The sequence below is a fragment of the Amycolatopsis orientalis DSM 40040 = KCTC 9412 genome, assembly GCF_000478275.1.
Lineage (GTDB): Bacteria > Actinomycetota > Actinomycetes > Mycobacteriales > Pseudonocardiaceae > Amycolatopsis > Amycolatopsis orientalis.
The window spans coordinates 57,438-81,772 of the sequence record NZ_ASJB01000055.1 but is presented as its reverse complement, the minus strand read 5'-3'; the positions used below and the strand labels follow the sequence as shown (position 1 = coordinate 81,772).

General features: G+C 69.4%; 17 protein-coding genes. 8 read left to right on the top strand and 9 right to left on the bottom strand.

The annotated features are described in order from the left end of the window. Positions 1–104: 104 nt before the first annotated feature. The 4 genes from L324_RS18130 to L324_RS18115 all read right to left on the bottom strand — a co-directional run bounded on the left by L324_RS18130 (position 105) and on the right by L324_RS18115 (position 5,496). Positions 105–2,363: a bifunctional SulP family inorganic anion transporter/carbonic anhydrase gene (locus L324_RS18130; protein ID WP_037309437.1), complete on the bottom strand. Its 2,259-nt coding sequence runs from the start codon at positions 2,361–2,363 to the stop codon at positions 105–107. Between the two features lie 239 nt (positions 2,364–2,602). Then, entirely contained in the window at positions 2,603–3,883 is a 1,281-nt protein-coding gene (locus L324_RS18125) for an adenosylmethionine--8-amino-7-oxononanoate transaminase (protein WP_037309435.1), read from the bottom strand. Positions 3,884–3,908: 25 nt separating this feature from the next. Next, positions 3,909–5,117 (bottom strand): cytochrome P450 family protein, encoded by a 1,209-nt coding sequence (locus L324_RS18120; protein WP_037309431.1) that lies wholly within the window; start codon positions 5,115–5,117, stop codon positions 3,909–3,911. 25 nt (positions 5,118–5,142) lie between these two features. Then, on the bottom strand, positions 5,143–5,496 hold the full coding sequence (locus L324_RS18115) for an SRPBCC domain-containing protein (RefSeq protein ID WP_081736386.1): 354 nt from the start codon (positions 5,494–5,496) through the stop codon (positions 5,143–5,145). A gap of 124 nt (positions 5,497–5,620) precedes the next feature. Between L324_RS18115 and L324_RS18110 the strand changes: the two genes are divergently transcribed. Further along, positions 5,621–6,244, top strand: coding sequence for a nucleoside/nucleotide kinase family protein (locus L324_RS18110; RefSeq protein ID WP_037309426.1), 624 nt, complete (start codon positions 5,621–5,623; stop codon positions 6,242–6,244). Between the two features lie 6 nt (positions 6,245–6,250). Here the strand turns inward: L324_RS18110 and L324_RS18105 are convergent, their stop codons facing one another. The 5 genes from L324_RS18105 to L324_RS18085 form a co-directional block, all read right to left on the bottom strand. Beyond that, entirely contained in the window at positions 6,251–7,408 is a 1,158-nt protein-coding gene (locus L324_RS18105) for a glycosyltransferase family 4 protein (protein ID WP_173426380.1), read from the bottom strand. Between the two features lie 77 nt (positions 7,409–7,485). Further along, entirely contained in the window at positions 7,486–8,538 is a 1,053-nt protein-coding gene (locus tag L324_RS18100; protein ID WP_051173961.1) for a C40 family peptidase, read from the bottom strand. 446 nt (positions 8,539–8,984) lie between these two features. Next, positions 8,985–9,221, bottom strand: coding sequence for a hypothetical protein (locus L324_RS18095; RefSeq protein WP_044850169.1), 237 nt, complete (start codon positions 9,219–9,221; stop codon positions 8,985–8,987). A gap of 76 nt (positions 9,222–9,297) precedes the next feature. Beyond that, a complete protein-coding gene (locus L324_RS18090) occupies positions 9,298–10,290 on the bottom strand; it encodes a hypothetical protein (RefSeq protein ID WP_037309419.1) in 993 nt (330 codons plus the stop codon). A 168-nt stretch (positions 10,291–10,458) separates the two neighbouring features. Beyond that, entirely contained in the window at positions 10,459–11,847 is a 1,389-nt protein-coding gene (locus tag L324_RS18085; protein WP_037309416.1) for an NYN domain-containing protein, read from the bottom strand. 96 nt (positions 11,848–11,943) lie between these two features. On the opposite strand from L324_RS18085, the gene L324_RS18080 reads away from it, so the two are divergent. From L324_RS18080 to L324_RS18050, 7 genes are all read left to right on the top strand, one after another. Further along, entirely contained in the window at positions 11,944–13,665 is a 1,722-nt protein-coding gene (locus L324_RS18080) for a DEDD exonuclease domain-containing protein (RefSeq protein WP_037309414.1), read from the top strand. Between the two features lie 40 nt (positions 13,666–13,705). Then, positions 13,706–13,990: an Lrp/AsnC family transcriptional regulator gene (locus L324_RS18075; RefSeq protein WP_037309411.1), complete on the top strand. Its 285-nt coding sequence runs from the start codon at positions 13,706–13,708 to the stop codon at positions 13,988–13,990. A 414-nt stretch (positions 13,991–14,404) separates the two neighbouring features. Then, a complete protein-coding gene (locus L324_RS18070; RefSeq protein ID WP_051173960.1) occupies positions 14,405–15,490 on the top strand; it encodes a hypothetical protein in 1,086 nt (361 codons plus the stop codon). A gap of 72 nt (positions 15,491–15,562) precedes the next feature. Next, entirely contained in the window at positions 15,563–17,629 is a 2,067-nt protein-coding gene (locus tag L324_RS18065) for an AbfB domain-containing protein (RefSeq protein WP_152546897.1), read from the top strand. 83 nt (positions 17,630–17,712) lie between these two features. Beyond that, positions 17,713–19,884, top strand: a complete 2,172-nt coding sequence (locus tag L324_RS40970) for an AbfB domain-containing protein (RefSeq protein WP_081736384.1) — start codon at positions 17,713–17,715, stop codon at positions 19,882–19,884. Between the two features lie 86 nt (positions 19,885–19,970). Continuing rightward, entirely contained in the window at positions 19,971–23,873 is a 3,903-nt protein-coding gene (locus L324_RS18055; protein WP_235783563.1) for a nucleic acid/nucleotide deaminase domain-containing protein, read from the top strand. Then, entirely contained in the window at positions 23,870–24,262 is a 393-nt protein-coding gene (locus L324_RS18050; protein ID WP_037309406.1) for a hypothetical protein, read from the top strand. The genes L324_RS18055 and L324_RS18050 overlap by 4 nt, the downstream gene beginning before the upstream one ends. Positions 24,263–24,335 lie beyond the last annotated feature (73 nt).

The following is a 24,335-nucleotide window of genomic DNA, read 5'->3' as shown; positions in this document are numbered from 1 at the left end:
CTGGGAGTTATCGATCGGCCACCCGCCCAAGCCGCGTTGCGCGTGAAGGCCTCCTTCCCTCGGCTGAGCCGAGGGAAGGAGGCCTTCACGCGCTTCCGGAGGAGTCAGGACTTCACCGGCGAAGCGGCCGAGGTGAACGACCGGTGCGCCGCGTCGAGCAGGTACACGCTCGCCTTCCCGACGTCGAAGTACATTCCCGTCAGCCGGAGTTCACCGCGGGCCAGCGCGGCCTCGACCACCGGGTACGTGCGCAGGTTTTCCAGCTGCCGCACCACGTTGTGCAGCGCGAGCTGATCGGCCTCATGGCCGGGACGGGCGCCGTCGAGCAGCACCGGCCCCTCGCTTCCCCTGCGCCGCACCGTTTCCTCGCCATGGCGCAACCAGCCGCCGAGTTGAGTGAGCCCGGCCGGCGCGTCGCCGAGCAGCGCCTTCATCGCACCGCAGCCGGAATGCCCGCACACCACCACTTCCCGTACCCTCAGCAGCCCGACGGCGTACTCGATCGCCGCCCCCACCGAGAAATCCCCATCGGCACTGGCCGGCGGGACGAGATTCCCGATGTTCCGCACGGTGAACAGATCCCCCGGCCCGCTCGTGGTGATCAGGTTCGGCACGATCCGCGCGTCGCCGCAGGTGATGAACAGCGTATGCGGCGCCTGCCCGTGCGCGAGCCCGTCCCAGGTCCGCCGCAGCAGCGGCGCGGTCCGCCGCTGGAATTCCGAAGCACCACGGCACAACGGGACGCTGCCGCCGCGCTGGCCCGGCAATTCGAGGTGCTCCGCCTGCCATTCCGACCACGGCGCGAGCCAGCGCGGCACCACCCGGGACGCCACACCGCGCCGCACGGTCGGCACGCCCGCCTTGCCGCGCTCGAACCACGGATGCCCGATCTCGTCGACGACGACCACGCCGCCGGTCCGCTCGTACGCGCGCTGCCACCCGCGCAAGCAGTCGAAAGCGGCGTGGTCGAGATAGTCGACGAAGAGTTCCAGCGTCACTTCGGACCGTTCGGGGACTCCGGCGAGGACGGTCGTGAGCCTTGGCACGGAAAGGAAAGTGAGCGCGCCTTCGATGACGACGCGGGTCCGCGCGCCGTCCGGTTCGATGTGGATGCCGGAGAACAGCATCCGGCGCAGCATGAGCGCGAGCGACACCGCGATCCCCGCGGCGACCCCGGTGAGCAGGTTGACGGCGACCGCGCCGGTCAGGGTCGCGAGATAGACGGGGAGGTCGCCGTGGCGGCGGACCTCACGGAGGCTGGTGACGTTGACCAGTTTGGCGCCGACGTAGACGAGGAGCCCGGCGAGCGCGGCGAGCGGGATCAGTCGCAGCGCGCCCGCCAGGAACAGGCAGCAGCCGAGGATCCAGGCGCTGTGCAGGATCGCCGACATCCGGGTGCGGGCGCCCGCTTCGAAGTTGGTCATGGTGCGGACGACGACGCCGGTGACCGGGAACCCGCCGAGCGATCCGGCGGCGATGTTCGCCAGCCCCTGTCCGATCAGTTCGCGGTTGAGGTCGGTGCGGGGCCCGTCGCGCAGCTTGTCCACGGCGAGGGCGGAAAGCAGGCTTTCCAGGCTGGCGATGAGCGCGATGGAGAGCACGGCGCCGGTGATCGCCACCCAGGAACCGGACGGCGCTTCGGGGACGAAACCCAGTCCCGGCAAGCCGTTCGGCAGGTCGACGCGCGGCAGGTCCATGCCGGCCGCGACGGAAAGGGTGGTGGCGACGGCGACGGCGGCGAGCGGACCGGGGACGCGGCGCACCGAACGCGGCATCCGGGTCCACGCCAGCAGGACGCCGACGGTGACCACGCCGACCAGGGCGGCCTGGTCGTGGTGGCCGACGATCTGGCCCGGCAGCGCGAGGACGTTCGCGATCGCGGAACCCTGCGCCGCTCCGCCCAGCACGACGTGCAACTGGCCGAGGACGATGATCAGGCCGATCCCGGCGAGCAGGCCGTGCACGATCGCCGGCGAGATCGCCAGCGCGGCCCTGGCGAAGCGGCTGACGCCGAAGAGGATCTGGACCAGGCCCGCCGCGGCGGTGATGGCGCAGGTGGCGGCCCAGCCGAAGGTGGCGATGGTCTCCGCGAGAACGACGGTCAGCGCGGCGGACGGTCCGCTGACCTGGAGGGCGGAACCACCGAAGAGGCTCGCGACGAGTCCGCCGACGACGGCGGAGATGAGTCCGGCGAGCAAGGGTGCCCCGGCGGCGTGTGCCACGCCGAGGGAAAGGGGAACGGCCACGAGGAAGACGACGACCGAGGCCGGGATGTCGTGGCGGAGGGTGCTCAGGAGGGTCGAAGTGGAGCGGCGGCGGCCCGGAGGCCCGGTGTCGTGCTCGTCACCAACGATGTCGATCATGGGGGCAGGAAACCGGATCCGCGCCGAAAAGTCCGCTACGCAAAGGTTTCTCAGGTTTGCTTGTGCGCCCAAGAACTAGGGCATACCGGCCTTTTGCGACATACCACCCCGAAAAGGTCTCGATCGGACTCGCCCGTTCGCCTGACCAAGATCAACACATGATCACGCGCTGTACCCAGCGTGGCCTTCCAGGTTTCCTGTGGCTGCCGTCACACTCTTTATGGTGAACTTTGCCGTTTTTACGCTTTTTGTGCGGCCGAGACCATTGCGGAAGTGATCTCCGCGAGGTCCTCGGCGCCGGAGATGTAGGGCGGCATCGCGTAGATCAGGTTCCGGAACGGCCGCAGCCAGACCCCGTTCGCGGTGAGGACCTCGGTCGCCACCGCCATGTCCACCGGGTGGTCCAGCTCCACCACGCCGATGGCGCCGAGCACCCGCACGTCGGTGACCGAAGACAGCTCGCGAGCGGGTTCGAGCCCGGCCTTCAGCGCGGCCTCGATCCGCGGGACGTCGGACTTCCAGCCGCCTTCGGCCAGGATCCCCAGCGAGGCGTTGGCCACCGCCGAGGCCAGCGGGTTCGCCATGAACGTCGGCCCGTGCGCGAGCACCGGCAGTTCCCCGCGGGAGATGCCGTCGGCGATCCGCGGCGTGCACAACGTGGCCGCCATCGTCAGGTAACCACCCGTCAGCGCCTTGCCGAGGCACAGGACGTCGGGCGTGACCCCGGCGTGCTCGGCGGCGAACATCCGGCCGGTGCGGCCGAAACCGGTGGCGATCTCGTCGAAGATGAGCAGGACGTCGTTGGCCTCGGTGATCTCGCGCAGCGCGCGTAGGTACGCGGGCGGGTGGAACCGCATACCGCCGGCACCCTGCACGACCGGCTCGACGATGACCGCGGCCAGTTCGCCAGCGTGCCGCTCGATCCCGGCCGCGAGCAGGTCGAGGTACTCCTGATCCGGTTCGTCGCCGAACTCGCCCGGCGGTTTGGGCAGGAACAGCTGGTCCGGCAGGATGCCGCGCCACAGCGAATGCATCCCGCCGTCGGGGTCGCAGACGCTCATCGGCGTGAACGTGTCGCCGTGATAGCCGCCGCGCCAGGTCATCAGGCGCCGCTTCTCCTTACGCCCCACCGACTGCCAGTACTGCAGGCACATCTTGACGGCGACCTCGACCGACACCGACCCGGAGTCGCACAGGAAGACGTGCCGCAAGCCCTCCGGGCTGAGATCGACCAGCGTCTTCGCCAGCCTGATGGCCGGTTCGTGGGTGAGCCCGCCGAACATCACGTGACTCATCCGGCCGGCCTGGTCGGCCAGCGCCGCGTCCAGCACCGGATTCCGGTAGCCGTGGATCGCCGCCCACCAGGACGACATGCCGTCGATCAGTTCGCGGCCGTCGTCGAGGGTGAGCCGGACACCGCTCGCCTCGCGGACCAGCAGGGAGTCGATCGTGCTCGGCATCGGCCCGTACGGGTGCCAGACGTGTTCCGCGTCGAGCGCGAGGAGTTCTGCGGCGTCCATCCCGCGACCCTACGACACGCCCTTCTCAGCGCAGGCGCACAGGGAGGGTCTCCAGACCGTGGACCAGGGCGCTTTCCCGCCACCGCAAGGTTTCCGGCTCGGCGTCCAGGCCCAGCCGAGGGAACCTCTCCAGCAGGCCACGCAAAGCGATCTCCGCCTCCAGGCGGGCCAGCGGGGCACCGACGCAGTAGTGGATGCCGTGACCGAACGCGAGATGCCCGGTCGCCGACCGCGTGACGTCCAGCCGGTCCGGGTCCGGGAAGCGTTCCGCGTCGCGATTGGCGCCGAGCAGGGAGACGAACACGAACTCGCCCGCCGGGATCTCGACGTCGCCGACCTGGACGGGTTCGGCGGTGTACCGGATGGTCGCCAGGTGGATCGCGCCGTCGTAGCGCAGGAACTCCTCGACCGCTCCGGGCAGCAGGGCGGGATCGGCGCGGAGCGCCGACAGCTGGTCCGGCCGGCGCAGCAGGGCGAACACGCTGTTCGAGATCAGGTTGACCGTCGTCTCGAAGCCCGCCACCAGCAGCAGAAACGCCATCGCCAGCAATTCCTCGCCGGAGAGCGAATCGCCTTCGTCACTGGCGTGGATCAGGCCCGAAAGCAGGTCCTCGGCGGGCTTCGCGCGCTTTTCGGCGATGAGGTCGACGAGATACGCGTGCATCTTCGCCGCCGCGGCTTGGAGGTCCTCCGGCGTCGACCAGGCGAGCATCGTGTTCGACCACCGCGCGAACGACGACCGGTCGCCCGCGTGCACGCCGAGCAGTTCGCAGATCACCTGGATCGGCAGGGGAACGGCGAAAGCGGGCAGCAGGTCGACGCGCTCCGCGTCACCGATCCCGTCCAGCAGTTCCGCGGTGATCTGCTCGATCCTCGGCCGCAGCCGGGAAACGGTGCGCGAGGTGAAGGCCTGATTGACCAGTTTGCGCAGCCGCGTGTGATCCGGCGGGTCCGAGTTGAGCATATGCCCGCCGAGTGCGCGGACCGCGCTGTCACCGGCCGATTCGAAACCGTCGCGTTCGAAGAGCCGCTGGATGGCCGCCGGGTCCTTGCCGACCCGGGAATCCGCGAGGATCGCGCGGGCCTCGGCGTGCCCGGTGACGATCCAGGCGTTCAAGCCTCGCGGCATCCGGACCTTGCGAGCCGGGCCTTCCTCCCGCAGCAGCGCGGAGATCCGGTGCGGGTCCTGGAGAAAATCCTCTGTCAGCTGCCTCGGTTCTTCGGATGACTGCATCGGTACGCCTCCCCCGGCGCGCCGGTCAGCGTTCGGCCAGCGCGGCCACCACTCGCTCGGTCACCTCGGTCCAGTATGCCCGCTGCTCCTCGCGCTCGTCGGCGCCCGCGAGCCATTCCTGGTGGAAGCGGAGCGTGGTCTTCTGCTCGGTGCCCCTCACCGTGATCTGCAGGGTCGAGTCGTGATCCCAGTCCTTCGGCCGCCAGGTCAGCCGGAGCTTGTCACCCTCGGAACGGCCGCGGATCTCGCCGGTCGTCCCGTTGGCCGTCTCGTAGGGCGCGCCCAGCTCACTGCCGAGTTCGGCACCCGGGCCGAGCCAGATCCCCACACCCTCGCGCCCGACCAGGAAGTCCCACACCTGTGCGCCGCTGTACGGCACGGTTTGGGAAACGCCTACCTGCCAACCACTTCCGGCTGTTTTGGCCACTGCTTTCGTCACCGGCCCATCCTCCCACCGGGTGTACCGTGCGAGGTTCACCGGTCCGGGTGGAGGATCTCTTTCCGTGCGCTACCGTCCGATTTCTCCCACTCTGCTGGTCTCCGAACTGACCGAACGCATCACGGCGATCACGGCCCGCCGCCGGATCGCGGTCGCCGTCGACGGCGCGGCCGGTGCGACCAACACCACAGAACTCGCCGACGCCCTGGTCGATCCCCTGCGCGTCGCCGGTCACGCGGTGTTGCGGATTTCGGCGAAAGACTTCCTCCGCCCCGCCTCGCTGCGCTTCGAACGCGGCAAGGAAGACCCCGACGCGCGCTACACCGACTGGCTGGACCTCGGCGCCCTTCGCCGCGAGGTGCTCGATCCCCTCGCCGAGGGCGGCAGCGGGCGGGTCCTCCCCTCGCTGTGGGACCCGGTCCGCGATCGCGCCACCCGTGCCGAGCGCGTCGAACTGCCCGAAGGCGGTGTCGTCCTGTTGGACGGCGAGTTCCTGTTCGGCGCGGGCCTCGCGTTCGACCTGAGCGTGCATCTGTGGCTTTCACCCGCCGCACTCAAACGGCGGGTGCCCGACCGGTGGGCGCTGCCCGCCTACGAGCGGTACGAACAGGAAGTCGATCCGACGGCACTGTCCGACGTGGTGGTCCGCGTCGACGACCCGAACCACCCCGCGCGCTACGAGCCCTGACGGCCCTTACCGCACCGCCGCGACCGGGTCGCCGTCGAGGAGGCCGGAAAGCCTGCTCGCCATGGTGTCCCAGCGCCAGTTCCCGGCGACCCATTCGCGACCGGCGGCGCCCATCCGCCGCGCCCGCACCGGATCGGCCAGCAACGCGGCCAGCGTCTCCCTCAGCTGCTGTTCGTCACGGCCGTCGACGACATGCCCGGTGACCTCGTCCAGCACCGTTTCCGGGGCACCGCCGGAATTCCCGGCGACGACCGGCAGCCCGGTCGCCGAAGCCTCCAGATACACGATACCGAGCCCCTCGACGTCGAGGCCCTTCCCGCGCGTCCGGGCCGGCATCGCGAAGACGTCACCGGCGTTGTAGTGCGCGGGCAACTCCTTCCACGGCACCGATCCGGTGATGACGACGTTGTCCCCGACCCCCAGCGCGTCGACGAGGCCGGTGAGCGTCTTGCGGTACGGACCGCCGCCGACGAGCAGCAACGCCACGTCCGGGATCTGCCTGCGGAGTTCGGGCAGGATCCGGATGAGCATGTCCTGGCCTTTGCGCGGCACCAGCCGGGAGACGCAGACGATCGTCGGACGGTCGCCGAGGCCGTGCCGATCGCGGATCTCCTTGCCCGCGGCGGCGTCCGGCCGGTACAGCGCGGTGTCGACGCCGCACGGGAGCATCTCCAGGCCAGCCATCGGGCCGAAAGCGGCCGAAAAGCGGGAACGCGTGTACTTGCTGACGTAGGTGATCACGTCGACGGTGTCGCCGATCCGCCGCAACGCCTGCCGTGACCCCGGGAGCATCGACCAGCCGACCTCGTGGCCGTGCGTCGACGCCAGCACCCGGCGGGCGCCTGCCGACCGCAGCGAATGTCCCAGCAACGCGAGCGGCGCGGCCGCGCCGAACCAGACGGCCTCGCAGTCGCGGGCCCGCATGATCTCCTTGGCCCGCTTGAGAACGTCCGGTGTCGGCAGCATCAGGGACGTCGGATGCCGGACCACCTCGAACGGGGCGGCGGCGTCGAACTCGGTGTGCGAGCCGGTGCTCGATTCCCAGGACGGCGCGTAGACGACGAGGTCGTCTGCGGGCAGGCGGGTGGCCAGCGAGTTCAGGTAGTTCTGGATACCGCCTGGCCGGGGCGGGAAGTCGTTGGTCACCAGCAGGGTCCTCAGCACCCCTGCAGGCTACTTGGCCCTCCGCACGCGAAAGGGGCGGCACCGCTTGCGCGGTACCGCCCCTTTTCGGGTGTTCGTCAGGCAGTCGGGCGACGGGCGCCGACGTAGTTGTTCTGCAACGGCGACACCTTGACGACGTCACCGGAGGTCGGCGCGTGCACCATCATGCCGTTGCCGACGTACATGCCCACATGCGAAACGGGCGAGTAGTAGAACACCAGGTCGCCCGGCTGAAGCTGCGACCGCTCCACAGGGGCGCCGAAGGTGGACTGCTGACGGCTCGACCGCGGCAAGGTGAGACCGGCCTGCTTGTACGCCCACAGCATCAGACCCGAGCAGTCGAAGGTGGACGGACCGGTCGCGCCCCAGACGTAGGCGCTGCCGAGCTTGCTCTTCGCCGCCGCGAGGGCCGCCGCGGCGGCCGGGCCCGGGGCGGGCAGGTTGGGGAAGGCGCCGCCCTTGTCCTTCTGGGCGGCCTTGTCCGCGGCGCTCAGGTTGCCGCTGGCCCGCTCGATCTCCTTGAGCTGGTCGTTCAGCGTCTTCTGCCGCGCCTCGATGTCCGTCGTCAGCTTGGCGGCGGCGTCACGGGCGGCGGTGGCCGTGGCCTGCGCGTCCGCTGCCTGCTTCGCGGAGGCGGCGGCCTGGGCGACAGCACCGCTCAGGTTGTTCAGGGCGGCGTTCTTGTTCGAGGCGAGGACCTCGAGTGCCGAGGACCGGTCCAGGAAGTCCTGGGTGGACGCGCCCGACAGGAGCGACGACAGCTTGTTCAGCTGCACACCGCTGGTGAACGACGCACCGGCGAACTTGTTGACCTCGGCCTGGAACGTCTTCTCGTCACCGGCCGCCTTGAGACCGGCGTCCTTGGCCGCCGCGGCGTCCGCGGTGGCCTTGTCGAGCTCTGCCTGCTTCGCGGCGAGATCATCCTTCGCCTTGAGGAGGTCTTCGTTGGCCTTCTCCGCCTGCGCCGCGAGGTCGCGGTACTTGGCGAGAGCGTCCGAGCCGGACGGAGGCTGTTGGAGGGCGGGGGCTGGGGCAGCAGTGGCAGCAGGCTGGGCGACCGTTACGGCGGTGATCACCGCGGCCGCGGCCAAAGCTCCTGACACCACGCGCTTGACTGGATGCGACTGCACGGTCGCGCGTGTCTCCTTTGCTGTCGGCCACTGACGCAGAAACCCGGACGAAGAGGTCGGGGGCCCTCTTCCGCGAAGCCGCGTCGCCGGCCGTGAGGCCCGCGCGGTTCCCCGCGTTCCTGCCCTGCACCTGGCCGACTGCTAACGCAACAGGTTTGGCACAAGGCTGGTTTCTGGTGCAACTCCCCGACAAAGCTGCCTCAGTGGCGATCCCGTGTCGTCGTCTGGCGACGACTTCCGGCCACGAGATCTCGGACAGGTTACGAAACCACAGGCACCGCGTCCACCACACCCACCGCAAAAACTCTCCGTGATGCGCCGAAACACCTTCGGACCAGCATGAGCGGAAAGTTGTGACGGGCGTTACATCCTGGGGGCTATCGCGACTACCTACCGTTCACCCGGTCGGATCGACCACTCGTCGAATGCCCCGGTCGCGGCGTGTCTCAAGCTGTCATCCGGCGCCTCTGTTCGACCATCTCGACCATCCGGAGGCGGGGGATCATGCCCGCCTCCGCGAGCGCGTCCACCGCTTTTCGCTCGTCGGCGTCCCATTCGAGCGACGACGGCGCGCCAAGGAGGACGCTGACGACACAGTCATGACATGCGTCACCCCGGACCGCGCAGCGGTCGCAATCGATGACGAGCGTCTCTATGTCCGCTATATCGGCGATCGGTTCCATGGCAGACAGCGTAAGAAGGGTCACCGACAGTTTCGGCCTCGTGAGTGGTAATGACGGTTAGAACCGTCATTACCACTCACGAGCATTTCGGGCAGGTGACGTGCTCGCCCGCCGGGCGCCACCCCTCCCTGACGAGGATCGTGCGGACCTCGGCCGCGACCTGGCACGGGGAATCCCGGACGTCCTGCCAGCCGTAGACGAGGCGCGCCCGGTCCGCGAGTTCCGCGGCGTTGTCCCGGCGACGGTCCCGGAAGGCGACGGCGGCCATCGCGTGGGTCGCGCGGCCGTCCAGGCGGACGGTGACGGCCGCGCCGTACGAGTCGTAGGTGATGTCCTCCCATAACGTCTTCCCGTCCACCTCGACGGGCGTCTGCCGATCACCCGGTGGCAGCCCGTGCGCTTCCTCGACCTGTTCCTCGAACTCCACTTCGAGTGCCGACATGAGCCCGCGGGCCACGAGTTCGAGACCCCGCAGGATCTCGGCGCGGAACCGGAACGGCGGGCGCATCGAGACGCAGTCCCGCATCGCGTGCACCGCGACGCGGCTCCGGCTCACCAGGTCGACGACGACGTTCACCGCTTCCCGCGCGGTCGGTGCGGAGACCGCCAGATCGACGATCGTGTCGGTGACCCTGGTGCGGGGTGGCCACGTCTCCACCGTCGAATGGTCGAGTGCCCGTGAACGATGCACCTTCACCAGTGGAGGCTGGGAGATCGCCGAACTCGAATAGGGCACGGTGATCTCCACCGGGCCCTCGGTCACCGGCACCAGCCCCCATTCCTCGGCCGCCGTGCGGTGGCTCAGCACCGCGAACCCACCGCCGTAGCGGAGAGCCGCGTGGATCCCGGCCGCCCGTGGGAGAGCGCCCGTGAACGTGGCATAGACGCGGGGCAGCACCCGCTGCCATCGCCCCGCCTCCAGATTCGCGACGATGTCCGCCGCCGAGTGTCCGTAGGCCCGGAGCTGGGCTCTGGTCACGATGCCGTGCTGTTCTCGCAGCAGGATCGGCCAGCTCGGCCGTTGTCCGGCCGGGATGGCTTCCTCCGACCAGCGTTTGTGTAAAGGCACCTATCCACCATCACCCGCTGGTCCAGGGCGTGGAGACACCGCGGGCGAATCTGTGGACAAAGGAAGTGGTTGTGGATAACCGGTCCGGCAGTCATCAAGTCTCGTGAGTGGTAATGACGGTTAGAACCGTCATTACCACTCACGAGGCCCGATGACCTGCTGTCGGCTTCACACGCGGCTGAGCCGCGACACCAGGACCGCGGACGGCACCGGATGCGCGCCTTTCCGCCGCACCGAGTCCGCCACGGCCCGGTCCGTGCTCGCGACCACCATCGGCCGCCCTGGCGGCTCGGCCGCGACCAGGGACCGGATGACGTCGTCCGCGAGGACGCCGCGTTCGGAGAACAGCACCCGCACCCCGCGCGGCACCGCCGCGGGCACGGAAAGCACCCCGGCACCGTCGAACACCACGGTCACCTCGGCGCCGGTCCGCGCGGCCAGCGCGGAAAGCTGGTGGATCAGCCGATCGCGCTGGTCGGACAGCGCCAGCTCCGGATAGCCGGTCTTCGTGACGTTGTAGCCGTCGACGATCAGGTGCACGTTGGGCAGCGCGAGATGCCGGTCGAGCGCGGTGACGTCCTGGATCTTGCCGCCCGCTCCCAGGCCGGACGTCGCACCGCGGACCAGATCCGCCGGACGCTGGCCGCGCGCGCTCACCGAGAGTTCCCGGCGCAACCCGCCGACGGCGCCCTCGATCGTGTCCAGCAGCAGCCCGAGCCTGACCTCGTCGGCCTGACGCGCCTCGCGTGCCGACTGACGGGCGATCTCGGCGTCCGTGACGGCCTTCTCCGCCCGCGCCCGCTCGGTCGCGACACGCTGCCGCTCACGGTCCAGCTGGGCCTTCAGCGCCTTGATCTCCTCGGCGCGCTCGGCCCCGCCGGCCTCCAGCTCGGCGCGGGCCTCGGTGACCGCGTCCCTGGCCTGACGCAGCTGGACACCTTGCTCGCGCAGGCGTTTCAGCAGTTTCTCGACCTCGGCTTCGCGTTCACCCCTGGCGTTACTCGCGACTTCCCTGGCCTCGCGCAACTCTTCGCGCGCCTGGGCCAGTTCGGTCTCGAGTCGCTGGTTACGGGCGAGCGCGGCGTCCCGTTCGGCGCGTAACGCCGTTTCGTCCGCGTTCTTCGCCACCAGCCGGACCCGTCCGGCGGCACCCGCCTCGCCCAGCAGCACGGCGGCGGCCGCGGCGGCGACGGAATCGGGGTCGTTCGGGTCGAGGGCGTCCTTGCGGTGGTCGCGCAGCCATTCGGTGACCGCGACCCGGAACTGCGACGACTCCCCCAGCGCGGCGAGCAACGCCGTCCCGCCGAGTTTCGCGCGTTTGGCCGGGGCGAACTTCGCGACCGGGCGCAGCTGCCTCGGCACGTCGGCGACCGGCAGCTTGCCGACCGCGGCCGCCGCCAGCTCGGCGATCCGCTCCCGTACCGCCTCCGGCAGGCCGGTCCAGCTTTCGGCCGGTACCTCCTCCGACGGCTCCGAGTCGTCCGCGGACGCCACGACACCCGAGGGTCCGCCGATGGCGTCCTCGGGCAGTTCGGGCACTGCGGGCTGCGGTTGCATCGCTCCAGCGTAGGCCCCATGGCCTCGCGGCGCGCTGGATGGGACGGCGTGCGGCGATCCCGGGATTGTCGGTGCCCGCCCCTAGTGTGCCCGATCATGGACACCGGACGGCGGCCCGGCGCGGCGCAACTCGCCTTCGACGAGCTGGGAACCCCTTTGCGGGACACCACTTTCGTGGTCTTCGACCTGGAAACCACCGGAACGAAACCCGGCCCGGACGGGATCACCGAGATCGGCGCGGTCAAGGTCCGCGCCGGCGAGATCCTCGGCGAGTTCGCCACCTTCGTCAATCCGGGGATGCCGATCCCGCCGCAGATCGTGGAACTCACCGGCATCACCGGCGCGATGGTCTACGACGCTCCCCGGATCGAGCGGGTGCTGCCCGCGTTCCTGGAGTTCGTCTCCGGTGCCGTGCTCGTGGCGCACAACGCCGCCTTCGACACCGGTTTCATGCGCGCGGCCTGCGAAGGTCACGGGTACCGCTGGCCCAAGACGGCCGTGGTGTGCACGGTCCGGCTCGCCCGCCGGGTGATCTCCCGCGACGAGACGCCCAGCTACCGCCTTTCCGCGCTGGCCGCGTTGTTCGGGGCGCGCACGACACCCAACCACCGCGCGCTCGCGGACGCGCGGGCCACCGTCGACGTCCTGCACGCGCTGCTCGAACGCGTCGGCAACCTCGGCGTCCACACCCTCGAAGAACTGCTCGACTACCTGCCCGAGGTCACCCCGGCCCAGCGGCGCAAACGGTCGCTGGCGGAGCACCTGCCGTCCAGGCCGGGGGTCTACCTGTTCCGCGGCCCGAGCGACGAGGTGCTCTACGTAGGGACCTCGTCCGACCTGCGCCGACGGGTCCGGCAGTACTTCACCGGCTCGGAGAGCCGCGGGCGGATCCGGGAGATGGTCGCGCTGGCCGAACGGGTCGACGCGGTCGAATGCGCGCACGCGCTGGAGGCCTCGATCCGGGAACTGCGGCTGATCGCCGCCCACCGCCCGATGTACAACCGCCGTTCCAAGAACCCACGGCACGCCTGGTGGGTCGCGCTGACCGAGGAGGCGTTCCCACGCCTGTCGGTGGTCCGCATGCCGCGGGACGGGATGCTGGGGCCCTTTCGCAGCCAGACCGACGCCCGCTCGGCCGCGGACACCCTCGCCGGCGCCTCCGGGCTGCGGACCTGCACCCAGCGCATCTCCGCGACCGCGCCCAACGGCAAACCGTGCGTCCTCGCCGAACTCGGCCGCTGCGGGGCACCGTGCGCCGGGCGGCAGACGGTCGAGGCGTACCGGCCGGGCGTGCTGGCGGTGTCCGGTCTCATCGCCGGGACGGACGGGCGGCCGCTGCGGGCCGCCGCCGATCAGCTGGCCAGGCTCGCCGAGGCCGAACACTACGAACAGGCCGCCCAGCACCGCGATCAGCTGGCCGGGCTGATCCGCGCGGTCGGCCGGGCACACCGGCAGTCGGCGCTGGCGGGTATCCCGGAACTGATCGCCGCGGGCCCCGACGGCAACGGCGGCTGGGAACTCGCGGTGATCCGGCACGGCAGGCTCGCGTCGGCGGGGGTCGCCCGGCGCGGAGTGCCGCCGATGCCGGTGGTCGAGATGCTGGTGGCCTCGGCGGAAACGGTGATCCCGGGTCCGGGGCCGCTCTTCGGCGCGATCCCGGAGGAGGTCCGCATCCTGTTGCGCTGGCTGACCCGGCCGGGGGTCCGGCTCGTGCGCACCACGCACCCGTGGGCGGAACCGGCCGCCGTCGCGGGCGGCTGGCAGGAATGGCTGGATCTCGCGGCGAGCGCGACGGCGTTGGAACACGTGGCGGGCTAGGATCGCGGCGACGGAATCATCAACGTAGGAGGACCCCCCCGTGATCACCGCGATCGTGCTGATCCAGGTCGAAGCCGATGCGATCCCCGAAGCGGCCCAGGCGATCGCGGACATCGCCGGGGTCCGCGAGGTGTACTCCTGCGCGGGTGACGTCGACCTGATCGCCTCGGTCCGGGTCGCGGCGCACGAGGACCTCGCGGACCTGATCCCGGCGAAGATCGGCAAGGTTCCCGGCGTGCTGAGCACCGTCACGCACATCGCCTTCCGCTCGTACTCGAAGGCCGACAGCGAGTCCGCGTTCGACATCGGCGTCGAAGGCGCCTGACGGCAAACGAAAACCCCGCCCCGTCGGTGACTTTTTCACCAACAGGGTGCATCTTGCGCGAACCGGGCAATCGCGGTTAAGTAGGATCAGAACCGGAATTTCACTGGGGGAATTTCGGTACTGGGGATTTTGAGGTATGTACCGATGATCGATCCGCCATGGGATCGCGGCGATTGTCGCCGCCCTCATCCAGCGCGAGCCACCGTCGGCCGCAATGGCCGGACCACCTCTCACCGAAGCCGTCGACCACGCGGTCACTGACGAAAACCAACGATTTCCCGGTGAACGAAACATCCACCGGGAAGTCATTGGCGTTTCCGCGACAAGTTTCGAAAACCCTCTAATTCATCCCCCGGCAGCTTCCGGGGGATTCTCGTCGAACCCACTTACACCGAAGCTTACTGGGGGCTTGGAGTGTACAAGCGTATTTTGTCCTGCGCGCTTTGCGCCGCGGCGCTGTTCTCCGGGACGGTCGCCGTTCCGGCGGGATTCGCCGCCGAAACCGGAGTACACGCCGCGGCCGCGGCGATGACCCCCGGCGAGATCGCCCGCTGGGAGGTACTGACCTACGCCAGGTACAGCGTCCACAGCACGGTGAAGACGGACGCGTGGGCCGCCCTGCTCAGCGCAGACCCGGAAGCGGCGTCCATCGAGTTCCTCCGTTCTCCGGGCGGCGGGCTCGAATACGCGACACAGCGGGCGCTCAACCGCGACGAAGGCAACAAGCGATTCCTCCGGCGACTGCTGGAAACCCACCTCCGCGCGTATTCGCCAGAGGTGTACGAAGCGGCGAACCTCTACTTGACGTCGTCCGCGTCCAAACGGGAACAGTTCTGTCACGGCGGCGGCTACGAAGCGGCGAAGGGGCGGGATCAGAGATTCCGCGCCGAGCTCGGCGAGCAGAAACGCGCCCTCGCCGAGGAGGACCGCCGATACGTCCGGACGCTCGCCGAACGGGACCCGGGTACTCAGGTGCGATTCGCCGCGGCCTACGCGGTACGCGAGGGATCGACCGACGACGACCTGACCGATTTCTTCGCCTGGGGCTGGGCACAGGGCGCGCGACTGGACGTCGAGAACTTCCGGGAAGAGATGCTGCGCGAAAACCGTCAGTGGCAACTGACGATCGCCCAGCTGATCGTCGACGCCGAAGCCGCCGAAAAGGCGGCGCGGGAAATCGAAGGCGAGGCGGGGAAGGAGGCCCGTGACCAGGCGGCGGCCGCCTGGCGCAAGGTCGGCACCGGCGCTTCGCCCGCGCGGTCGAAATGGGAAGAGGCGAGGGACTTCGCCCAGCAGCAGGCGGAAACCTGGCACGCCATCCTGCTCGCCGCGCAGCAGGCGGCGCAGAACCCCAACTGGAAAGCGGTCATCGATCCCGCGAGGACGACGGAAGGCGACTGGACGGACAACCGTTCCCTCTCCGGCGAAAACGTCGCGTACTGGGAGTCGCTGCTGCAGAAGGCACTCGAAGGCGAGCAGAGGATCAAGAACCCGAGCTGATCATCCCGCCGCCCGGTTTCCCGCGGCGGCTTCCTCTCGAGAATAGGTGACTGGGGTATGCGAAGAACGTCCATGTCAAGGCCATGGCTCAGCCGTGGCATAGCGGTGGCCGCCGTCGCCGCCATGTTCACGGGGCTGCTGGGCGCACCGGCGGGTGCGGCCGAACCACCACCCGGCCAAGGGGGGCCGCCCGCCGTGCCCACCGCGGAACCCGACATCGGGTCGACCACGGTTCCACCGGCGTCGCAGCAGGACAAGGTGCTGGCCGTCGAGGCCATCGAGGTCGGCGACGCGACCGACGATTGGCTGAGACTGTCCGACAAGAACTTCGTCTTCAAGGTCTACGAGAAGATCAGCATCGACAACTTCCCCCGAACCAAGGCGGAAGCGTCCCGGATCTACAGCCTCACCGTCGCCGACGCCTCGGCGTTCATCCGGACCGGTATCCACGAATTCGTCCAGCGCGACCACGACGAGAAGATCCTCCGCGACATCGAGCGGCGGGACCGGATCGGCGCGCGGATGAAGGCGCTGGAGAACGCCCGCATCATCCCGCTGGACCCCGTGCTGCTCGACCTCACCGACCGGAACTTCGTCTTCCAGGTCGCCAGCCGGGCCAAGAGCGGCTCCAAGGTCCAGAGCGGCGCGATGACCGCGTACAAGGGCGACGCCGCCACTTGGAAGACCTTCATCGAGGTCACCATCCTCGACCTCGCCGAGCAGGACATCGTGGAACACCTGGACCGCCTCCGGCAGGAGAACGCCGAGAAGGCGGCCCGGGAAGAGCGCGACATCAGGCGGCGCACCGCCGTCGCCGAGATCCCGGCCACCTTCCAGAACGTCTGGCTGGACGCCGAGGACGACGTCTTCATCCGTGAGCTGCTGCGGCTGCCCGAACTGGCCAACCCGGCGAACATCGAGATCAAGGACGCCACAGAGCGCGCCTCCCGCAGCACGGATCCCGCGGCGTGGAAGGCGTTCGTCGACACCGGGCTCAAGGCGGCGGCCGGACGCGACAAGGCCCGCCGTGAGGCTCAGGAAGACCAGGCCAACCGCGACGCCGTCCGGCAGCTCAAGGTCCGCGCGGAGAACAGCGGGCTCCGGCCGCGGCTGGTCGCGGCGGCCACCACGGCGCTGGCGGGCAACCGCGACGCGGTGATCACGTTCCTGCGCACGGGCCAGTACGAGGTACTGACCCAGTCGTTCGGGACCTACACCCCCGGCGTCCGGGGCTGGCACGTCCACACCGGCGGCGGCGACGCCTGGATCACCACCGGGAACCCCGGCACCGACGGCACCAAGGCGTTGCCGAACGCGACCTGGAAGGTGGCGAGCGGTCTCGCCGACCCGCTGTGCTACTCGCTGGAGTCCACCGATCGCGCCGGGAACTACCTGCGGCAGCAGGATCTGCGGGTCAAACTGCACGGCAACGACGGCACCGACCAGTTCAAGAGGGACGCCACCTGGTGCCCGCGGCGCAACGGCGCCGATGTCCAGCTGGAGTCGAAGGCGCACCCCGGGCGGTTCATGCGGCATATCGACGCGCAGCTCTGGATCGCCCAGCTGGGCGGCGGGAACTGGTTCGACACCGACCGCCTCTTCCACGAGGACTCGACCTGGCGGACGGTCGCGCCGAATCCCGAAGTGTCGACGCCGCTGATGCTGGACTGGTTCAACGACGACGGCCTGCGCGGACTCGCCGGGAATCCGAAGGCGGCGGAAAGCTACGACGCGGGTGCCCGGTTCCGCGAATTCACCAACGGCCGCCTGTACTGGAGCCAGGAGACCGGCGCGAAGTTCATCAACGGGGAGATCCTCACCCGGTATCTGGATCTCGGTGGGCACAAGTGGCTGATGCCGAGCACCAACCAGGTCAACGCGGCCACCCGGGCGATGATCAACTTCAACGGCTACAACATGGCGATCTACTGGTCTCCCGCGACCGGCGCCAAGTACGTGATGGGCTCCATCCGCGACAAATGGAATTCGCTCAACGCGGAAAACGGCGTACTCGGTTTCCCGACCAGTGACGAGTTCACCATCCCCATCGGCCGCCAAAGCAACTTCCAGCACGGTTACATCACCTGGAACTCCACCACCTACGAAATGCACGTGTACCGGTCCATTTCCGGCCAGTAACCGATTTCGATCTGCTCCGGCCGGGGGCCTGGGAAACGCTCCCAGGCCCCCGGCCGGCCTTTCCGCTGAACAAAGGTATCGAAATGCGAAGATCACTGATATTCGGCAGAAGACCTGCCAGGAGTGTCGCTGTTCTGACCGCGGCGACCGTGCTGTGCGGCCTGTTCACCCCGGCCACCGGGTACGCCGCCCCACCGGCGCCGTCGAGCCCGACCGCCGAGGCGCCGGCCCCGGACGTCCCCCAGGCACCGGCCCCCCAGGCACCGGTCCCCCGGGAAAGCCCGGACGCCGCAGCAGCCGAACTGCCGACCTCGACCGAAATCGAAAAGGTGCGGGCGGTTTTCGAGATAGAGGTCGGCGAAGCCACCAAGGAATGGCGCGAAGCCACCGACATGAATTTCGTCTTCAAGGTCTACGACAAGATCAACCCGACGAACTTCCCCGTCACCAAGGCCGAAGCCTACCGCGTCTACAAAGTCATGCTCGACAACAACACCGCCCCCGACGCCACCGCGTTCATCCGCACCGGCGTCTTCGATTTCGCCGCCCGTGACCGCGTCGAACGGCAGCGTCGCCAGGATGCCTGGGACCGCACCGTCCAGCTGCGCCGGGAAATCCTGATCGACGCCGACATCATCGACTTCGACGACGTCATGCTCAACGACAACGACCAGATGTTCATCTACAAGGTCTACCAGAAGGCCAAACCGGAACACCCGAAACTCAAACAGGGTGCCTTCGACGCGTTCGGCGGTGACGCGGCGGTGTGGAAGGACTTCATCGAGAACAAGATCAGGGCGCTGCACCATCAGGACCAGCTCGACTACCTCGACCGGTTGAACCGGGAGAACCAGGAGGCCGCCCGCCGGGAAGCCGCCAGGATGGCGAAGAAGGACGCCTGCGACAGGGTTCCCGTCCTCGCCGTCGCGGCCTGGCTCGACCTCGCCGACGACGACTTCATCCGCGAACTGCTCAAGACCCCGGAACTGGCCGACCCCGCGCACCGCGAGATCAAGAGCGCGGCCACCCTCGCCCTCGCCGGGGTGGCGGCCGACTGGGACCGGTACATCAGAACCGGGGTCGCCGAGGCCCGCGCCAAGGACGACGCCAGGATCCTCCGCGAACGGGAGGAAGCCGACCGGCAGAAGATCCGCGACATCAAGGCCAAGGCCGACGCGAGCAGGCTCCGTCCCCGGCTCGCCGCGGCGGCGGCCGACGTCGCCGCGAACGGAACCTGGGACCAGGTCAAGGATTTCCTCGCCAAGGGCCAGTACACCGTGCTGGAACAGGCGTTCGCCGGAGTCACCGCCGGCCGGAGAGGCTGGCATGTCCGCAGTGCGGGCGGCGATGCCTGGGCCACCCCGGGGACCCAGCCGACGGATGTCGTCACCGCACCGCTGGGTGAGGCCACCTGGAAGATCGTGCCAGGGCTCGCCGACCCCGCCTGTTTCTCCCTCGAATCGGCCACGCGGGTCGGCAGTTACCTGCGTGTCGCGGCCAACCTGCGCGTCCAGTTGGCCGGCAACGACGGCACCGACGTCTACAAGCTCAACGCGACCTGGTGCGCCAAGGCGGGCAAGGACGGCAGCCCGACCAACGTGACGCTGGAGGCGAAAGCCCACCCCGGCCGCTACCTGCGTCAGTACTGGGGCCAGCTCTGGGCGGCCAACGGTCAGAGCAAGGAGAACAACTTCGACACCGACGGGAACTTCGCCGCCGACGTCAGCTGGATTCCCGTCGGCCCGAATCCCTGGATCACCACGAAGATCGACGAGCGCTGGTTCAACGAAGACTGGTGGGGCTGGAACGGACTCGGGCCGCAGATCCAGCCTGAGAACATCTTGAACGGCATCCGGTACAAACGCTTCCAGAAGGGTGGCGCCTTCTGGTCGGCCCAGCACGGCGTGGTTCGGATAATGGACCCGCTGCTCGCCAAGTACCTCGAATCCGGTGGCCGTAGCATCCCGGGATTCATTCCCACCGGGGACACGGGATACCTGCCCGACGGGAAGGGCATGCGCAATCTGTTCGCCGGCCCCAGAGGCATCTGGTACCACCCGGACATCGGCCCGAAGCTGATCTACGGCGCCATTTTCGATCGGTGGGCGACACTGCAATACGAACGAAGCAGGCTCGGCTATCCCACTTCCGACGAAATGGATTTCCCCGGCGTACCCGGTAAACGCGTGAGCTACTTCCAGTACGGAAGGATCGAACACACCGCCGCCGAAGGCGCGAAAGAGTACTACAACTGACAAGCCCGAGGTGCCTTGCCGGGTACACCGGCAAGGCACCTCTTTCACCCCGCAGTAGTTCTTTTCACCGATACCTGGGGGTTCTGATGTCGAGAACGAGATATCTGCTGAGAACGTTCCTTGTCTTCCTGGCCACCGCCGTACTCGCCGGGCTCATCAACCCGGTGCCCGCGGTGGCGGCCGACGATCCACCACCGACCACGCCACCACCGACGTCCCCGGCCCGTCCCATGCCGGAAGACCCGTACCGCAACTGGGACGGCCGATCGGGCGTACCCGACCTGGTGGGCAGTCCCGTCGTCCGGCAGATCATCGCCGATCAGGCCGAGCTGGCCGAGGAGCCCGAAGTACGTGAGGCCGCACGGGCGGCGCTCGACGCGGGCACCGAAGCCGCATTGCACGAATTCCTCGAAACCGGCCTCGACGCCGCCAAGGCGAGGGCCGCGGCGCGTGAAGCCGAGACCGCGCGCCAGAACCGGGTCACCATCCAGGCGATGGCCGGCACCGGCGGGCCGATCTTCAACGCCGAGGTCCAACGAGTCCTCGCGGGCGGCGACATCGACCGCGAGCAGTTCCTCGCCTACGGCAAGGAGATCGCGAGGGAGCGCGACGCACAGGTCGCGGCGGGCGGCCAGGCCCGTGCCGACCAGCTGCGGGCCAGGGTCACGGCGCTGCTCGGCGTCGCCGGCCAGCACGTCAAGACCGCGGCACAGGCCGCGCTCGACGCGGGTGACGCGGCGATCGCGGAGTTCCTCGACACCGGGTACCTCGCCGCGGCGAAACGTGACGCCGACGACCGGGAGAAGCAGGTCCGTGATCAGGAGGCCGCGGCGCGCGCCGCCGATCAGCTGAGCGACCTCGCCAAGCGGGCCGCGCGGGCGATGACCGCGCGGCGGAACCTGATGGTGGCGCACGGGGACGCGCTGCGCGCGCTCCAGCGGATCGCGAACGCGATGGTGCTCGCTGGGAACGAAGCCCGTAAGGCCAAGCAGATCCTCGACGCGAACGACGCGGCAGGCAACCACCCCGCCGATTCCTTCGCGTTGGTCAAGGCCGAGGCCGCCCGTCAGGTCGGCAACGCCCGTACCGCCGCGACCGACGCCGTCCGCGCGGCCGAGCAGGCGGGCGTCCAGGCCGCCGAACTGGTCGCTGTCGGACTGCCCTACGGCACCCAGTGGGCCGACATGGCGCGAGGAATGAGCGCGGCCGGACAGGCCGCGGTCCACGCCTCGGAGACCGCACAGCACGCGATCGACGCCACCGAAGCCACCGACCAGGCACGCAACGCCCAGGAACGCGCCGAGAAACACGCCGAGCAGGCTCGCCAATGGGGGCTGCACGCCGAAGAGCACGCGGTCGCTGCCGCACAGGTGGCCGAAGCGGCACGAGTGCAGGCGGTGGCGGCCAAGGACGCGGCCGTCCGGGCCAAGCAGGCTCGCGAAGCAGCCGAAGCCGAGGCCAACGCCGCCAGGGCCTCGGCCGACCGCACCCGCGCGCATCGCGAAGAAACGGAACGGCAGCGGGACAGGGCGAAGAACGCCCGCCGGGTCGCCGAGGCCGAACGCGCCAACGCGGCCGCCGCCCGTCAGCGTGCCGACCAAGCGGCCGCGGAAGCACGTCGTCACCGCGGTGAAGCCCAACGCCAAGCCGGTATCGCCAACGACTCCAACCTCCGCGCGCAGGAACAGGAACGGCTCGCAGGGGAAGCCGAACAGCGGGCGGTGGGCGAAGAAGGGAAGGCGAGAGCCGCCCGCGACGCCGCCTTCACCGCGGAACGGCTGAAGCAGACCGCGCAGGCGAAGGCGGACGCACTGGACGCCGCCGCGGCCGCCGCACGAGGCACCGCGGCGGAGACCGACGCGAAGAACGCCGCCATCGCGGCGCGGAACGAGGCCAACAACGCGACCGCCGCGGCCACCGCGTCCCGCGACGCCGCCAACCGGGCGACCGGCGCGGCCGTGGTCGCCAGGCAAGCGGCGGGCGAGGCGACCCGAGCGGCAGCACGGGCGCGCGCGGCCGCTCAGGAAGCCCGCGCCGCCGCCTCGGCGGCCAACCACGCGGCCAACCGGGCCGAGTCGTCGGCGGCGGAGACCCATCACCACGCCACCCAGGCCAACGTGAAGGCGGCCGAGGCGACCGCCGAGGAGACCAAGGCGGCCGAGGCGGCACGGAACGCGGTTCAGCTCGCGGAACAAGCGGCAGGCGAAGCGATGCGTTCGCTGATGGCGGCGGAGCGTACCCGCGCCGAGGCCGACGCGGCGTTCAACGAGTCGGTCTCCGCGGCGACGCAAGCGGATATCGCCCTGCGGGCGTCCACCGCCGCGCGGTCGTCGTCGAGTGCGATCACCGATCCGGCCAACCGGGCGATCACCGTCGTCGCGCCGTACGCGGGTTCGGACCTCGACGCCGATTTCGTCATCCTGGTCGCCAACCAGGCCAGGACGGTCGGAGCCGAGCAGGCGCGAGCGGCCCGCGACCGGGCCACCGAAGCGAGGCTGGCGGCGGATCAGGCCGCCGAAGCCGCTGCTCGGGCGCAAAAAGAGGTGAAACCCGCGTTCGAAGCGGCGGCACGGGCAGCGGCATCAGCCGCCGCCGCCGCGAACTCGGCGGCCGAAGCGCAGGAAGCGGCAGCCGTCGCCGCGGCCGAAGGCGCGCTGGCTCGCGCCGCGGGTGAACGGGCGAACGCGGCGGACGCGGCCGCCCGTGCGGACGCGCAGACCGCGCGAGCCGCGGCCAACGAGGCCAACGCCGACGCCGCCATCGCCGGCCGGAGCGCCGCCGCGGCGGAACGCGAGGCACAGGCGGCGAGGGACTCGGCGTCGCGTGCCGAACGGGACGCTCAACTCGCCAGGGACGCGGCGACCGCCGCCGAAGCCTCGGCGGCCGAAGCCAGGACCGCGGCCGACCGGGCGGAAGAACACGCGCGCAACGCGGCCGCCGCCGCGGAACGGGCACGTCAAAGCGCGACCGAAGCACAGCAAGCCGCCGACCGCGCGGAGGAACAGCAACGAAAGGACGAAGAGGAAGCGAGACGCCGCGCGGCGGCGGAGACCGGGGCCGGGCTGCCCGATCTGAGCCAAGAAGAAGTCGCCATGCTCTCGACGACCGAATTCGGCCGGATGCTGCTGGACGAGTACCGCCAGGCCGCCGAGCAGTCGAAGAACGGCGGCAGTGTGACGGCCTTCCTGGTGGAGGTCGGGGCCGAAGTCCTGCTCGAGGTGATCGGCTGGCGTGACGCGGAGCGGTGCTTCGGCGAAGGCAACATCGAGGCCTGCATCTGGACCGTGGTCAACGTGGCGTCGATCGTCGTCGTCTTCCTGAAGCTGCCGAAGGTCGCTTCGGCGGTCGTGAAGATCATCCAGAACATTTCCAAGTTCTTGAACAGGTCCGCGATCTTCCGCAAGGTCGCGGCCAAGGTCACCCCGATCTTCAAGACCGTCCGCAAATGGTGCAAGCGGCTCTCCGAAGTCCCGGTGGCCGCCGCCAAGACAGCGGATCTCCCGGACTTCACCTGCGGGCTCGTCGACTACGACAGCGGCGGGATGTCGTCCATCGCGATGGACGCGAGGATCGAGTCCGGCTTCGGGATCAGCCGCAACATCGCCGTCGCCTATCTGGAAGGCTGGACCAACCCCGATGGCAGGTACCCGAACTACGTGATCGGTTTCAGCGCGGGCGACGACCACCACTCGGAGAAGGACATCGTCGAGAAGGTGCGAGCCAAGGGGAAGAACCCGAAAATGATCAAGGCGCTATACAGTGAGCGAGAGCGGTGTCCCGATTGCGCACGGGACTGGCTCCCCGAAATGGCCGATGATCTCGTCTTCTCCTTCTCCGTGAACTGGACGGGCATACCGGAGATCGACACGGGTTACAAGCAGATCCTGCAGGGCTACATGCGGAAGGCCTACCGGAAACGCGGAATCAACTTCCCCGGTGCGCTGGTCGCCGAAACCAAGGAGGAACGCGTGCTCGTGGGTGCCGGATGACGTCGCCGCGCCGGGTCTCCCCCGCCGAACAGGAACGGCTGCTCGCACTGGGCGGCCGGACCGCGGCCGTCCTGCGGGAAGCGGGCTTCCGGGTGATCGCCGAACCGGACCTCACCGGCCTCAGCGACGAGGGCGGCGCGGCGATCGACGTGGACCTCTTCCCAGGAGGAAGCGGCGTCTACGTGAACTGGCTGATGAACGTCGCCTGGCAGGAGGAGGTCCACCGGCACCTGACGGCCGGGGAGTTCGAGCATCCGAGGGTGCGGCAGCTGAACGCGGCACACGCGGCGGTGAGGGCGGCGCTCACCGCGGTCCTCTCCGCCGCGGGCCTCACCGTGGTGCCGAGCAAGGACGACATGCGGCCGCTGGAGCTGCGGGTCGTCGACTGACGGTTCACCGACACCCGAAACGCCATTAGAGGACTAAACGCGGGACCCCTGACACGCGTGAAGGCCCCCTTCC

What these genes read in the sequence shown, in the direction of transcription:
- L324_RS18130 (WP_037309437.1), bottom strand. Translation starts at nt 2,363, where the DNA reads ATGATCGACATCGTTGGTGACGAGCACGACACCGGGCCTCCGGGCCGC.
- L324_RS18125 (WP_037309435.1), bottom strand. Translation starts at nt 3,883, where the DNA reads ATGGACGCCGCAGAACTCCTCGCGCTCGACGCGGAACACGTCTGGCAC.
- L324_RS18120 (WP_037309431.1), bottom strand. Translation starts at nt 5,117, where the DNA reads ATGCAGTCATCCGAAGAACCGAGGCAGCTGACAGAGGATTTTCTCCAG.
- L324_RS18095 (WP_044850169.1), bottom strand. Translation starts at nt 9,221, where the DNA reads ATGGAACCGATCGCCGATATAGCGGACATAGAGACGCTCGTCATCGAT.
- L324_RS18085 (WP_037309416.1), bottom strand. Translation starts at nt 11,847, where the DNA reads ATGCAACCGCAGCCCGCAGTGCCCGAACTGCCCGAGGACGCCATCGGC.
- L324_RS18080 (WP_037309414.1), top strand. Translation starts at nt 11,944, where the DNA reads ATGGACACCGGACGGCGGCCCGGCGCGGCGCAACTCGCCTTCGACGAG.
- L324_RS18065 (WP_152546897.1), top strand. Translation starts at nt 15,563, where the DNA reads ATGTCAAGGCCATGGCTCAGCCGTGGCATAGCGGTGGCCGCCGTCGCC.
- L324_RS40970 (WP_081736384.1), top strand. Translation starts at nt 17,713, where the DNA reads ATGCGAAGATCACTGATATTCGGCAGAAGACCTGCCAGGAGTGTCGCT.
- L324_RS18055 (WP_235783563.1), top strand. Translation starts at nt 19,971, where the DNA reads ATGTCGAGAACGAGATATCTGCTGAGAACGTTCCTTGTCTTCCTGGCC.
- L324_RS18050 (WP_037309406.1), top strand. Translation starts at nt 23,870, where the DNA reads ATGACGTCGCCGCGCCGGGTCTCCCCCGCCGAACAGGAACGGCTGCTC.